The organism is Streptomyces sp. NBC_01306, assembly GCF_026340465.1.
Classification (GTDB): domain Bacteria; phylum Actinomycetota; class Actinomycetes; order Streptomycetales; family Streptomycetaceae; genus Streptomyces.
The window spans coordinates 134044-147600 of the sequence record NZ_JAPEPC010000002.1 but is presented as its reverse complement, the minus strand read 5'-3'; the positions used below and the strand labels follow the sequence as shown (position 1 = coordinate 147600).

The window sequence follows — 13557 nt, the reverse complement described above, 5'->3', positions numbered from 1 at the left end:
CAATCGCCCGGGCGGGCGGGTGCGCGGACCCGTGTTCCCGGCGCGCAAGGATCATGGTCGCGTGCGCCGGTGTCCGACGCCCCGCTCCCCTCAGGACTGCCCCCTCCGGACTTCCCCTCAAGGCCGCCCCCTCCGATCTCCCGAGCAGCCCGCGCTCCCGCTGCCCGCCCGGTCAACTGCTGCTCTGTCACTCGTCGTCGGTCACCGTGGCCAGCGCGGCCGCCGGGTCGGGATCGGCGGGTCCGGCAGGAGTCCAGCGGCCCCGCTCCTTGCGGTAGGGCCACCAGCGGCCGTCCTGCCCGTAGCGCAGCTGGGCGCCGGCCCCCACCACCGTCCAGCGGTTCCCGGTCGGGTCGAACCGCGGACTGTCCCCCTGATCCCACGCCTGGTCGAGCTGTGCGCGTGCCCGCGACAGTCCCTCTGCGCCGGGCGTCCACCGCTCCTCCAGTACGGACAGCGCCGCCGCGCCGCCGCAGTGCCAGGCCCGGACGGCGAGGGCCAGCTCGGCGCGCTCGCGGCCCGAACCCGCGGCGAGGCGGGCCGATATCCGCGCGTCCGTGGTCGCCGCGGCCAGCCGTACGGCGTCCTGCTCCGGCGTCAACTCCTCGGCCGGCGGCTGGTGTTCATGGTCCGGAGCGAGCGCTTCGGCCAGCAGGAGCGACGCTCTGCGGGCCGCGTCCTCCGCAAGGAACTCCAGCGCACCGGGGTCCAGGCCCGGCGCCGGACCCGTCTCCGTGTCCAGGGACGGCGGCCGGCCCGGCGCGTCCGGGACCGACGGCGGCTCGGGCAGCGGCGGCAGCGTGTCCGCAGCGGCGAACGCCTCGTCGGCCCGTACGCCCCCCGGCTCGCGATCCTCCTCGCCTGCCCCGGCACTCTCCGGGCCGGCCGCCCTCCCCGCGCTGCGTCGCTGCAGCTCGTCCAGCAGCTCCCGTTCACCTCGCCCGCGCATCAGCAGCAGCACGAACGGATCCTCGTCGAGGAGGCGTGCCACCTGATAGCAGAGCGCGGCCGTGTGCGGGCAGTGGTCCCACGCGTCGCAGGAGCACTCCGGTTCCAGATCCCCGAGCCCCGGCAGCAGATCCACCCCGGCAGCGGCGGCGTCCTCGACCAGGTGCGGCGGCATCTCACGGTCCAGCAGCGCCGCGATGTGCCCCGCGCTCTCGACCGCCATGTCGAGGAACCGGTCCCACTCCTGGTCGCTCAGCTGTTGCAGCAGCACATCGCTGCGGTACCGCGTGGAGTCCGGGTCCTGCACGACGGCGGTGATCCGCCCCGGCCGTACGGACACCGCGCCGACGGCGCCCGCGCGGGCGTATCTGCGGCCCTTCTTCAGCTGCTGCCCGTCAAGAGCGGTGTCCTCCAGGGCTTTCAGCCAGGCCAGGCCCCACCAGGTCCTGGCGAAAGCGCGGCCCTGGGCCGGTGCGAGCGCGGCGAAGGTGCGCTCCGGTGCGTCCGTACCGCTCATCGTGCACTCCCTCGCAGTTCCACCAGATCCGCCAGTTCGGCGTCGGTCAGCCCGGTCAGTGCGGCCTCGCCCGCCCCGAGCACCGCGTCGGCCAGTTCGCGTTTACGGTCGAGCATGTCGGCGATCCGGTCCTCGATGGTCCCCTCGGCGATCAGCCGGTGTACCTGGACCGGCTGTGTCTGCCCGATGCGGTACGCGCGGTCGGTGGCCTGGGCCTCGACGGCCGGGTTCCACCAGCGGTCGAAGTGCACCACATGGCCGGCCCGGGTGAGGTTGAGGCCGGTGCCCGCGGCCTTCAACGACAGCAGGAACACCGGCACTTCGCCGGCCTGGAAGCGGTCCACCATGTCCTGGCGGCGGGAAACCGGCGTCCCGCCGTGCAACAGCAGGGTAGGCACCCCACGGGCTGTCAGATGCTGTTCGATGAGCCGCGCCATCCGCACGTACTGGGTGAAGACGAGCACACCCGCGCCCTCGGCGAGGATCGTGTCGAGTAGTTCGTCCAGCAGCTCCACCTTGCCCGAGCGCCCCTCGATGAGGGGCTCCTCCTCCTTGAGGTACTGCGCGGGGTGGTTGCAGATCTGCTTCAGCGCGGTCAGCAGCTTCACCACGAGACCACGGCGGGCGAAGCCGTCCACGGTGGAGATCTCCGCGAGCGTCTCCCGCACCACGGCCTCGTACAGACCGGTCTGTTCCCTGGTGAGCGCCACCGCCCGGTCGGTCTCCGTCTTCGGCGGCAGCTCGGGCGCGATGCCCGGATCGGCCTTGCGCCTGCGCAGCAGGAACGGCGCGACCAGCCGGGAGAGCCGTTCCGCCGCGGCCGGATCCTTCCCGCCCTCGACGGCCCGGGCGTAGCGCGTACGGAATCCGCCCAGCCTGCCCAGCAGACCGGGCGTGGTCCAGTCGAGGATCGCCCACAGCTCGGAGAGGTTGTTCTCCACCGGGGTGCCGGTGAGCGCCACGCGGGCGCGGGTGCCGATGGTCCGCAGCTGGCGGGCCGTCGCGGAGTACGGATTCTTCACGTGCTGCGCCTCGTCGGCGACGACCAGCCCCCACATGGCCCCGGCCAGCCGCTCGGCGTCCAGCCGCATGGTGCCGTAGGTGGTGAGGACGAACTCGCCGTCGGTCAGGCCCTCCAGGCTCCGTGCCGCACCGTGGAAGCGGCGTACGGGAGTGCCGGGCGCGAACTTCTCGATCTCCCGCTGCCAGTTGCCCATCAGGGAGGCCGGGCAGACCACCAGGGTGGGGCCCGCCGAGTCCTTGTCGCTCTGCCGGTGCAGATGCAGGGCGATCAGGGTGATGGTCTTGCCGAGCCCCATGTCGTCGGCGAGGCAGCCGCCGAGACCGAGCGAGGTCATCCGGTGCAGCCAGTTCAGTCCGCGCAACTGGTAGTCGCGCAGGGCCGCTTCGAGAGTGGCGGGCTGCCCGATCGTCTGCTGCCCGGTGCCCTCCGGGTCGCCGAGATGGTCGCGCAACCGGGCCAGCGGGCCCGTCGCGGTGACCTCCACCTGCCGCCCGTCCACTTCCGTCGTGCCGGTGAGCGCCGCCCCCAGCGCCTCGATCGGAGCGATGGTGCGGCCCCGGGTGTCGCGGGCGCGCCGTATCTCCTCCGGGTCGACCAGCACCCAGCGGTCGCGCAGCCGCACGGCGGGCCTGGCGGCCTCGGCGAGCTGGTCGAGTTCGGCACGGCTCAGCGTCTGATCGCCCAGCGTGAAGCGCCAGTTGAAGGCGAGCAGGGTGTCGGCCGACAGCATGGACGGCAGGTCCGTCGCGGGCCTGTCCGCGGTGCGTACGAAGCCGGCATCGGCATCAGTCGCAGCGCAGGCAGCGGGATCGGTTGCGGCATCGGGGGCGTCGTCGTCCGCGCCGATGACGGCCCGAGCGGTCAGCGTGCGGGCGAACTCCTGGGGCCAGTGCACCCGTACTCCTCCGGCGGCGAGCGCCCGCGCCGCTTCGCCGAGCAGTTCGGCGACCTCCTCGTCGGCGAGTTCGACCGCGTCGGGAACAGCGGCCGAAAGGAGCGGTGCGAGCGGCGCCCAGGCGCGGGCGGCCCGGCGCAGGGCGAGCAGAGCGTCCATCCGGGCACGCGGCCCGAAGCCGGGTGCCGAGCCCGACCAGACGTCCGAGGCGTCGGCCGTCAGGGAGGGGTCGCTGACACCGTGCATCTGCAGAACGGCCCGGAAAGCCGGCCCGTCGCCCATCTCCGTATCCGCGCCGGAGAGCCCTGTCACCTCCACCCGCAAGGAGATGCGGACACCCGCGTCCTGACCGGCCGCGACATCGGCGGCCCAGGCCTGCTGCCCGGGCAGCTTCCGCGGTTCGGCGGCGGCGAACTCGGGGCTCCCCGCCGCGAAGGACGCGGCGGGCGTCCGCGGCAGCCCGTCCGCCACGGCGTCCAGGAAGGCGCGCACCAACTCCTCGGGTGCGGGCAGCCGTACGGGGTCCGCCGCCGGGTCCAGCGGCACCGCGTGCGCGGTGGGCGGCATGGCCGCGGCGAGTTCCCGTACGCGTACCAGATCGGCGGCGTCCAGGGGGCCGGCCCGCCACGCCTCGTAGCCGTCGGCGCTGAGACCCGGCAGCAGCCGCCCACGGGCGGCGAGTTGGAGAGCGAGCAACGCGGCCGATCCCCAGAAGGTGACAGCTGCTGACGCGTGTGCACCGCCACGGCCACGGGTGAGAACGGGCAGGGCTTCCTGTACCGTCAGGACAGTCGCCCGTACGGGGTACGGGCGTGTGTCGCCGCCGACGACGAGCAGCTCCTCCATGGAGCCGGGGCTCGTGGGCGGCTCGTTGCCATCGGGGTGCCAGAAGGCGACCCTTCCGGTACGTGCCGGGTCCGCAGGCAGGAAGACCGCGGAGCAGCGGGAGAGTTGGGCGATCTCGGAGAGCGTTGCCGTGGGGAGTCCTTGCACAGCGATAGCGCATTCCTCAAATTTGACTACTGTGGGCCGGGATCGCCGAGGGTACCTCATGCCGAGGGGCCGCCGGTGACGCCGTCACTGTGCGGCGCGGCCTGCTCCGGCGCACGGTGGTGGTAGCACCACCCCCTCGCCAGGGGGTGACCCCCCTGTCCTGGCCGGGGGCTGTCCCCCTGCCTCGGCCGGGTGGTGGTGCCATGGTCCCCGCAGTCCCGAAACCATACGTTTCATGAGGTCAGCGCATGGGCCAACAGACCGGAGACCGACATGCCACAGACCGCCTCGCTGCTCGTGGAATCCGAGCAGAAGACGGGCAGCGACTTCGCCCCCCTCCTGAGGGCGGTGAAGGCTCACGGGCTCCTGCAGCGGCGCACCGGCTGGTACATCCTCAGCATGAGCGCCAACCTGCTGGCCCTCGCTGCGACGATCGCCGGCATGTTCCTCGTGGGTGACTCCTGGTGGACCCTCGTGCTGGCCCTTCCGCTGGCCGTCCTCTGGTCGCGCACCGCCTTCTTCGGGCACGACGCCGGACACGCGCAGATGTCCGGTGACCGCAGGGTGAGCCGGGCTGTCGGCTTCTTCCACAGCAATCTGCTGCTCGGTATGAGCTACGGCTGGTGGAACGACAAGCACAACCGTCACCACGCCAACCCCAACCACGTAGACAAGGACCCCGACGTGGGCGTCGGGGTCATGGTCTGGACGCAGAAGCAGGCGGCCGAGCGCGAGGGCCTGTCCCGCTGGCTCACCCGCAACCAGGCACGGCTCTTCTTCCCTCTGCTGCTGCTCGAAGGCATCGCCCTGAAGGTCTACGGCTTCCAGACGGTGCTGTCCCGGGAGAAGGAGGACGGCTGCCGTCAGCCGGGCCGCGAGCGGGCTGTCGAGGCCCTGCTGCTTCTGGTGCACCTCGCCGGGTACGCCGCGCTCCTGCTCACGGTCATGTCCCCGGGGAAGGCGGTCGTCTTCGCCCTGGTGCACCACGCACTGTTCGGGCTGCACCTCGGGATGACGTTCGCCCCGAACCACAAGGGCATGGAGATGCCCGACTCCGACGGCGAGCGCTGGAGGCATCTGCAGCGGCAGGTGCTGACCTCGCGCAACGTACGCGGCGGCTTGCTCACCGACTGGTTCCTCGGCGGACTGAACTACCAGATCGAGCACCATCTCTTCCCGAGCATGCCCAGGCCCCATCTGCGGCTTGCCCAGTCCCTGGTGAGCGAGCACTGCCGGTCGCTGGGAATGCCGTACGCCCAGACATCCCTGATCGATTCCTACCGGCAGGCGCTGACCCACATGCACGAGGTCGGAGCGCCGCTGCGCGCGGCGTAGCGGTACGGAGCGGAACAGTGGGGCTTCCCCGCGCGTTTCACAGGCAGAGAGCGGCATCAGCCGCTGAGGAGGCGTTGATGTCCAAGCCCGCAATGATCGCCGTCGGCGGCGTGGTCGCCGGCATCATCCTGATGATGCTGATCGGATTCCTACCGGGGCTGCTGGTGCTGGTCGGAGTGCCCGTCGTGGCGTATCTGCTGCTCGACCCCAGCCAGCGCAGGAGGCTGCGGAGGATCACTCGTAAGGAGATAGGCCGCTGATTGCCGGGCCCCGGTGGGGATGCGCACCGCATCTTCACCGGGGCCCGTATGCGGCGCTGCGCGCGGCATGCGCGGATCGGCTGCGGGCGGTCCCGGTTGTCGGGCCGGGCGAGCCGCCGGGCCGGTCAGGCCGGGCGTACCGCCAGCTTCTCCAGGCTCTTCAGCAGCTCCGGCAGGGCGGGGCCCCGGCCGATCGGCACCACGTCGCCGGGCTGGTCGTCGAGGAGTACGAAGGCCATGTCGTCGGTCCTGGCCACCAGCGACCAGCCGGGCCCGTCCGCGCGCAGCGTGCGGGCGCCCTCCGGCGCGAAGGCCGACCTAATGCGCCCGAGCGGTGGCGGTGTGTTCAGATAGGCATGCAGTTCGTCGATCACACGACGGGCCGGGCTCGGCTGCTTCTCCCCGGGCTCCGACGACGTTCCAGCTTCTGTGGCCCCTGTGGCTTCTCCGGGGGCTCCTGCTTCTCGGGGTTCTCCGGACTCTCCTGAGTCGACGGGTACGAAGGCCTCGTCGTCGCCGATCTGCTCACGCCACTGCGCCCACTGCAGCGCGATCTCGTCGGCACCCAGCCGCCGCTGCGCCGGCCCCCAGATGTCCGCGGGAGGGGGAGCGAGCGGTACGGGACCGCCGTCGGGCAGCCCCTCGGGGTCGTGCGGCGCGGGTATCCCCGGCGCGGCGACCGCAACGTCGAGCGGCCATCCCGGGAGCGAGGCGACGATCGACCGGTCGTCCGGCGACAGGTCGTACTCCATACCGCAGTCCCAGGATGCGATGGCCACGGCGACCAGCGACACATCGTCGATCACCACGGTCCACCGCGCACCCGCGCCGTCCTGGCCCAGGACCATGCCGTATCCGTCGGGACGCGGAGTGATCCCGAGCGAGTGGCACGCCGAAGGGAAGTCGTCGCCGAGCACACTCGGGAATTGTGCTGGGGTCAGCAATACCGCAGTCAGGACATACAGCGAGTCGTCGCCGGCATCGTCCGTCCCCGTCACTGGAGCCTCCTGTTGATCAGTCGTCGGCGCACCCTAACCAGTCAGTAACGCCAGCGTCGAGTGGTAGATCGGATGAATTGGCTCCGCTTGTGGAGGCTCGGTGCTGCACCGGTGGAGGGGGCGCCCGTCGTCGCGCTGGAACACGGCCCGGGTGCGGTGAGGGGCAGACGTTGGCTGCCGCGACACCGGCCCGACAGGACCTAGCTTCCCTGGTCGTCGCGCACGGCCAGCGCGAGAAACCGGTCGGGCTCATCGGTGTACGAGGTCATCCGCCACCCCGAGGCGGCGAGCAGTGTCCGCAGCGGCCCCTCGCCGCGCAGGTCGTCATCGGTGAGCCGACGCCCCTGCCGGGCCGCCAGCGCCGCCCGGCCGATCGGATGGAACAACGCCAGCAGGCCACCGGGCTTGACGGCGCGGGCCAACTCCCGTGCCCCGTCCTCGGGCTGGGGCAGATGCGCGATCAGCCCCGCGGCGAACACGGCGTCCAGCGACCCCGTGAGCACCGGCAGCCGTGCGACATCCGCGAGCAGCAGCTGGGCTTCGCGGTGCCGCCCCGCACGCACGGCCGCCGCCAGCATCTCGGGCGTCAGGTCGGCCCCGATGACGTAACCCGCTGTCCCGACCGCCCCACGCAGCGCGGGCAGCGCCCGCCCCGTACCGCAGCCGGCGTCCAGAACGGCGTCACCTGGCCGCAGCCCCATTTCCGCGACGGCGGCGGCGTAGGCGGGTCCGTCGTCCGGGAAGCGGGTGTCCCAGCCGGCGGCCCGGGCCCCGAAGAACTCCTGCACATGTGTGTGGTCATCGGTCATGAGGAGATGATCCCCCGGCCGCGTCTCCCGGATGCCTCCACCTCGGATACCCGTACGGGGTCCGGCTGCGGGCCGGGGCTCAGTGCGGCCGAGCGCCGGCTCTGCGGCGGCTCCCATCCCCATATAGCGCGGCATCGAATATCATAAAGAGCAGCAAATGGGGCATTTCGACCCATCGTATGGATCCTGTGCGACCGACCGGGGTGGGATGCCTCCGGAACGGAGGAGGATCAGAGATGGCTACGAGCCATACCGTGCACGCCCCCCGGAGCCGCTTCGTCCTGGACGAACATCTGCCGGTCGACCACAGACTGAGCCGGGTCTACCGCTTCGGGGCCGGTCTCATGGGCCTTGTCCTGCTGGCTTTCGGGATACTCGGCGTGATCGACAAGATCGGGTTCTTCAGCACCGGCGGAGACATGGTCGCCGGCCTGAACACCAACGGTGCACTGAGCGTTCTGTCGATCGTGATCGGCCTGATCCTGATGGCGGGCGCCGTGATCGGCGGGAACATCTCATCGATGCTCAACATGGTCATCGGCGTGGCCTTCATCCTCAGCGGGTTCGTCAACCTCGCCCTGATCGGTACGAGCGCCAACTTCCTGGCCTTCCACCTTCAGAACGTCCTGTTCAGCTTTGTGGTCGGGATTCTGCTGATGACGTTCGGGATGTACGGCCGGGTGTCCGGGAGCCTTCCGCACGACAACCCGTACTGGCGCGCCCGGCACGAGAAGCGTGAGCGGCGCGCACGCCAGGCTGCCGCGCAGCACTGACGCGGGCGCCGGGTTGCGCTAGGCCCTGTCCGGCCGGTCTTCGCGGGCCCGCGACGCCTGGCACGGCACCTCGACGCGTTGTCGGAGTCACCCCGGTACGTCCAGTACGGGGGCGATCCTCCGCCGTGCGAGGCACCGTACCGGACGCCGCGGCCTGATCCACGAAGATCGGCCTGACGTGGCCTAGTCCGCCACGGCGGCCTGTGCGAGTACCTTCTCGATGCGCACCCGGACGAGGAGTTCGCCCGGTACGCCATTGCGCTCGGCGAATTCCGCCGCGCGCTCCTCGCCCATGTACCTGGCGCCGATCCGGCCGGCCCAGTGCCCTACTTCGGCCAGATCCTCACTCAGCGTCGCGTGCCCCTGCAGCACGACGAAGGAGAACGGCGGGCGATCGTCGTCCACGCACAGGGCCACGCGTCCGTCGCGGGCCAGATTGCGGCCCTTGACGGTGCCCTTGCCCGTGTTGAACACCAGGTCCTGCCCGTCCAGGACGAACCAGATCGGTGCGATGTGCGGGCTCCCGTCGGCGCGTACGGTCGAGAGTTTGCCGGTGCGCGTGGAGTGCGAGACGAATGCCCGCCACTGTTCCTCGGTCATCTGCTGTGCCATGACAGCATCATCGGCCGTGGACGGCCGCGTCGCGAACCGAACCCACCCGGAACGCGTCTCCTTGCCCGGAGCGCGGCTGTGGTGAAGGCTGGCCGGAGTTCGCGGGGCCGGGGAACAGGATCAGGGGAACTGAATCAAGGGGGAGGGCCGGGACATGGCGCTGAGCAAGGGACTCGACTGGCTGCTGGACGACCTGACGAACCGGGTCGAGCACGTCCGGTATGCGCTGGTGCTGTCCAACGACGGACTGGTCACCGGGGTGAGCAAGGAACTGGCGCGGGAGGACGCGGAGCATCTGGCCGCGGTGGCCTCCGGCCTGCACAGCCTCGCCAAAGGGTCGGGACGGCACTTCCACGCGGGCGGCGTCCGCCAGACGATGGTCGAGTTCGACGAGGGGATCCTCTTCGTCACAGCGGCGGGCGACGGCAGTTGTCTCGCCGTCCTGAGTACGGCCGAGGCCGATATCGGGCAGATCGCGTACGAGATGACCCTGCTCGTCAACCGGGTCGGGGAGCACCTTGCGGTCGCCGCCAGGCAGCCCGACGACACGTCGTCCGCGACCTGGTGACGCCGCGCTGACCTGCGCAGTCCGGCCGGCTTGCGGAGTTATCCACAGGCCGGTCGGGCGGTGGGCCCCTCCCGGCTACTCTGATTACAGAGAGTATTCGTTCCTCACGGGGGAGGGCATCATGGCTGTAACCGAAGCTGACCACGACAGCAGGGCCGTCACGACCGTCACGACCGGGAGTGCCGGGAAGGCGCTGACTCTCGGTCGGGCCGCCAGGGAACTGGGCCTGAGGCGGGCTGAGTTCGAGCTGGCTGTCCAGCTCGGCCACATCAGGGTCACGGCGGACGCGGGTGGTGCGCGGCGCCGGGTCATCCCGGAGGAGGCTGACCGGCTGAGGGCGACAGAAGGGTTTCCGGACACTCTGCGGGAGCGGGTGAGGACGGTCGGGACGGCCGCGGCGGCCGAGCTCATCGGTGTCAGCCCGGCCCGGTTCACCAGGCTGGCGCGCGCCGGCTGCTTCACGCCCGTCTCGTTCCGTCTGAACCGCTACCGGGCCGTCGTCTGGATGTATCTCGCCGTGGAGGTCGAGGAGTTCGCGGTGAACCAGCCCGCGCTGCTCACGGGCCGGACCCCGGAAGAACTGCGCGGCAGGCTGGAGGCGGGGGAGGACTGGCGCGCGCGGAACTGGCGAGGCCGCCGGCAGTCGCTGTTGCTGCGGCGGGCGGAAGGCGCCTGGGCCCGGGCGGCCGTGCTGGCCGGTGCGCTCGATCCGGCCCAGCTGGCGGAAGTGGTCGATGATCCGTACGAGCGCGCGTACTTGAACAGGCTCCGGCCGGAACCGGTGGCTGTGCGCCCGGACTCCCCGGCAGCACGGGAGGTGGTGGACCGTCTGCTGTCGCCGGACGATCCCGACGAGATCCTCTGGTGCAGGACGAGTCTGATTCTGGCTCTTGAGGAGGCGCGCGCGAGCCTGGACGCCCCGCGACCGGGTGAGGGTGTCTGCCCGGCCCCTCCGGCGTCCCGACCGCAAGTCGGCGTCCGGGCAAGGGTGTTGATGGCGAAGTGGCGTCGCCGGGAGCCGGGTGGGGCCTCTGGGGGGAGCGGCGGCCGCACGGTGCGCTGACACCTGTGCACTGAGGCCCGTGCACCGACGTCACGCACCGGCGCCATGAAGTGACAACCCATGGTTGACGGTCGCTCTACTGTCAACCTAAGGTTGTCACATGGTGAATCCAGTCCCTGCGGCTCATCCGGTCCGGCTCGACGACCTGATCGAAGCCATCAAAAAAGTCCACTCCGACACCTTGGAACAACTGACCGACGCGGTCATCGCCGCCGACCACCTGGGCGAAGTGGCCGACCATCTGATCGGCCACTTCGTGGACCAGGCGCGGCGATCGGGCGCGTCCTGGACCGACATCGGCAAGAGCATGGGGGTGACCCGGCAGGCCGCACAGAAGCGCTTCGTGCCCAAGGGGGCCGGCGAAGCCCTGACCCTCGACCCCAGTCAGGGATTCGACCGCTTCACGCCGCGCGCGAAGAGCGTCGTGACAGCGTCGCAGGACGAGGCCCGCGCCGCGGGCAACGCCGAGATCGGTGTCGGGCATCTGACCCTCGGGCTCCTGGCCGAGCCCGACGCGCTCGCCGCGCAGTCGCTCATCTCGCAGGGTGCCCAGCTGGACGCCGTACGCGAGGCGGTCACCGCCACACTGCCGCCCGAGGCGGAGACGGTGCCCGAGCTGATCCCGTACGACGCCGCAGCGCGCAAGGTGCTGGAACTGACCTTCCGGGAGGCTTTGCGGATCGGCCACAACTACATCGGAACGGAGCACATCCTGCTCGCACTGCTGGAGTTCGAGGACGGCGCGGGAGCACTGTCCGGCCTCGGCATCAGCAAGGCGGCCACCGAGTCCTATGTCGCGCAGGTGCTGGCGGCCAACACGGCCGGTGTCGCGCAGGTGCTGGCGGACAACACGGCCGGCCGGGAAGGGAAGTGATCCGGACCGGGGTCGGACCCCGGCGGCTGCTGTCCACCCTGACCGGCTGAAGCAGCGGCGCGCGGCGGGCGCCACCGGGCGGTATGGGAGGAGGCGCCCGCCGTGCGTTCGCCACCGGGCGTACTCCGCTGCGCGGGGCGGGCATGGTGAAGTCCGGCTCTCCGAGGGGGCCGTAGCCTTGGCCGCCAACGAAGCAATCGGCTGCGGTACTGATCACACCTCCTACCGGATACGGTTCTGGTGTGATCAATGGGGACGATATGACACCGGGGACCGCGCTGCTGCTCGCGGCCGCACCGGAGGGCAAGGGCCGTCTGACCGACGCGACCTCCGTGCTGGCGACGCTCGCGGCGGTGCCCCCGAGCGCACTCACCGGCACCGCGCTCGCGACCGTTGTCGAACTCGCGGACCCCATGGATCCGCAGACGGTCCTGACACGACTGCGTGCCGTCGCGGCTGCTCCCGGGCCGCTCCATCTGTATATCGCGGGCCAGTTGCAACTCGACCGCAAGCAGCGGCTGGTGCACCTCGCCCTCGCCCGCACCACGGCTGCCACCGTGCGCTACAGCGGCCTGCCGTGGCACTGGCTCGCGACCGAACTCGCCGTGCGGCCGCCCGGCACGACGACCGTGGTCGTCGACCTGGTGGCCGACTCCGAAACCTGGGAGCAACTGGCGCACGGAGGCTTCGGCCTCGGTCCCGGCGTACGGCTGTACGGGCGGGTCGCACCGCCTCCCGGGCGCCGCACCACGCTCGGGCCCAGCTATCTGAAAGCCATGGCCGAGATCTGGCGCACCGGAGCGAGGCCGCCGCTGGACCAGCTCCACGAACTGGCCGCGGCCCAGGGTGGATCCGATGGAGCCCTGTTGTTCGGCGCGGGACCGGGCGTTCCGACGGCCGCGGTGCCCGGCCTCGTAACGGAGCACGAACGGGCCCACGTCCCGCAGCAGGCGGGCCGGGACACCGCCCCGGCCCCGGACCGGTCCAGCCGCACCGCCGCCCCCGGCGGTGCGGCGGCACCGGCACCGGCCCCCGCAGTGTCCGCAGCTGTGGTCCGGGCCGCCGGGCCGGACCCCGCCTCCGATCCGCACCCCGCGATCCTCTCGGCGGCGCGCGCCGGACGGCACACCGAAGCCGCCGCCGCGGCCGCTGCCTGGGAGAGCGAGGCGATGCGCGCCCACGGGCCGGGTTCGGCGCAGGCCCTGCACTGGCTCGAAGTGCGGGCCGACCTCGCCCATCTCGCCGGGGACGCGGGGCGCAGCTGCGAGTTGTGGCTGATGGCCGCGGGCGCCCGTCTGCAGAGCGGCCAGGCCGTCGACGACGCCGAGGTCGAGGCCGCGGTGGACCGGGCGCACCACGAGTGGGAGCAGATACCGGACTCCGCACGCGTCCGTACTCTCGCCCCGGATCTGGTCGAGCTTCGCCGCCGGGTCCCCGGACGCCAGCGTGGGGCGCTCCAGTTGTTGCAACAGCGCCTGGAGCAGCTGCAGATCCGCACCCCTGGCGCAGCGCATCAGGCATAGAACGGCGGAAACCACCAAGCCCCGGGAGCGCCGACTTACCCGCTGACCTCACAACTCCGCCGGCCCCACAGGCGCGTCGGCTCCATAGGCGCTCGGCGGGCCCCACACCCCCGTACGCCTCCAGGCCCCGTAGGCACGCAGCCCCGTCCTGCTGACCGGGGCCTGCGGGGCTGGGCCAAGGCTGGGCGAGGGGGCCGGGTGAGGGGGCCGGGTGAGGGCGTCCCGCTCCGCCGTGGCGGGCGCTGCACCTCTCCCGCGAACAAGCCCGGCGCAACGGGCAGTACGGACTTCCTCCGAAGGGCGTCGACCGGACGGTCGGCGCCCGGATCAGTGCTGAAACGAGCCGGCGCCCGGGATTGATGAAG

Annotated in this window: 12 protein-coding genes; 7 read left to right on the top strand and 5 right to left on the bottom strand. The window is 71.5% G+C overall.

Annotated features, from left to right (window positions below):
* Positions 1 to 187: 187 nt before the first annotated feature.
* Positions 188 to 1465 (bottom strand): SWF or SNF family helicase, encoded by a 1278-nt coding sequence (locus OG385_RS33905; RefSeq protein ID WP_266861620.1) that lies wholly within the window; start codon positions 1463 to 1465, stop codon positions 188 to 190.
* The gene (locus OG385_RS33900; RefSeq protein ID WP_266861618.1) at positions 1462 to 4377 is read right to left on the bottom strand and encodes a DEAD/DEAH box helicase; all 2916 of its coding nucleotides are present in this window, start codon (positions 4375 to 4377) and stop codon (positions 1462 to 1464) included. Before OG385_RS33900 ends, OG385_RS33905 begins: the two co-directional genes overlap by 4 nt.
* 273 nt (positions 4378 to 4650) lie before the next feature.
* On the opposite strand from OG385_RS33900, the gene OG385_RS33895 reads away from it, so the two are divergent.
* Positions 4651 to 5712 (top strand): acyl-CoA desaturase, encoded by a 1062-nt coding sequence (locus OG385_RS33895; protein ID WP_266861616.1) that lies wholly within the window; start codon positions 4651 to 4653, stop codon positions 5710 to 5712.
* 77 nt (positions 5713 to 5789) lie between these two features.
* Positions 5790 to 5972 (top strand): hypothetical protein, encoded by a 183-nt coding sequence (locus OG385_RS33890; RefSeq protein WP_266861614.1) that lies wholly within the window; start codon positions 5790 to 5792, stop codon positions 5970 to 5972.
* Between the two features lie 125 nt (positions 5973 to 6097).
* On the opposite strand, the gene OG385_RS33885 is transcribed toward OG385_RS33890, so the two are convergent.
* Both OG385_RS33885 and OG385_RS33880 read right to left on the bottom strand, forming a co-directional pair.
* Positions 6098 to 6970 (bottom strand): hypothetical protein, encoded by an 873-nt coding sequence (locus OG385_RS33885; protein ID WP_266861612.1) that lies wholly within the window; start codon positions 6968 to 6970, stop codon positions 6098 to 6100.
* A gap of 200 nt (positions 6971 to 7170) precedes the next feature.
* On the bottom strand, positions 7171 to 7779 hold the full coding sequence (locus OG385_RS33880) for a class I SAM-dependent methyltransferase (protein WP_266861610.1): 609 nt from the start codon (positions 7777 to 7779) through the stop codon (positions 7171 to 7173).
* Between the two features lie 236 nt (positions 7780 to 8015).
* Here OG385_RS33880 and OG385_RS33875 point away from each other — a divergent pair, with 236 nt between their 5' ends.
* Positions 8016 to 8552 carry a DUF4383 domain-containing protein gene (locus OG385_RS33875; RefSeq protein WP_266861608.1) on the top strand — a complete coding sequence of 179 codons (537 nt, stop codon included), beginning with the start codon at positions 8016 to 8018 and terminating at the stop codon, positions 8550 to 8552.
* A 183-nt stretch (positions 8553 to 8735) separates the two neighbouring features.
* Here the strand turns inward: OG385_RS33875 and OG385_RS33870 are convergent, their stop codons facing one another.
* Positions 8736 to 9164, bottom strand: coding sequence for a PPOX class F420-dependent oxidoreductase (locus OG385_RS33870; protein ID WP_266861606.1), 429 nt, complete (start codon positions 9162 to 9164; stop codon positions 8736 to 8738).
* 154 nt (positions 9165 to 9318) lie between these two features.
* On the opposite strand from OG385_RS33870, the gene OG385_RS33865 reads away from it, so the two are divergent.
* The 4 genes from OG385_RS33865 to OG385_RS33850 all read left to right on the top strand — a co-directional run bounded on the left by OG385_RS33865 (position 9319) and on the right by OG385_RS33850 (position 13192).
* Positions 9319 to 9732, top strand: a complete 414-nt coding sequence (locus OG385_RS33865) for a roadblock/LC7 domain-containing protein (protein ID WP_266861604.1) — start codon at positions 9319 to 9321, stop codon at positions 9730 to 9732.
* A 121-nt stretch (positions 9733 to 9853) separates the two neighbouring features.
* Positions 9854 to 10795 carry a DUF6397 family protein gene (locus OG385_RS33860; RefSeq protein ID WP_266861602.1) on the top strand — a complete coding sequence of 314 codons (942 nt, stop codon included), beginning with the start codon at positions 9854 to 9856 and terminating at the stop codon, positions 10793 to 10795.
* Between the two features lie 100 nt (positions 10796 to 10895).
* Positions 10896 to 11669, top strand: coding sequence for a Clp protease N-terminal domain-containing protein (locus tag OG385_RS33855; protein ID WP_266861600.1), 774 nt, complete (start codon positions 10896 to 10898; stop codon positions 11667 to 11669).
* Positions 11670 to 11929: 260 nt separating this feature from the next.
* Positions 11930 to 13192 (top strand): hypothetical protein, encoded by a 1263-nt coding sequence (locus OG385_RS33850; RefSeq protein WP_266862166.1) that lies wholly within the window; start codon positions 11930 to 11932, stop codon positions 13190 to 13192.
* Positions 13193 to 13557: the final 365 nt, after the last annotated feature.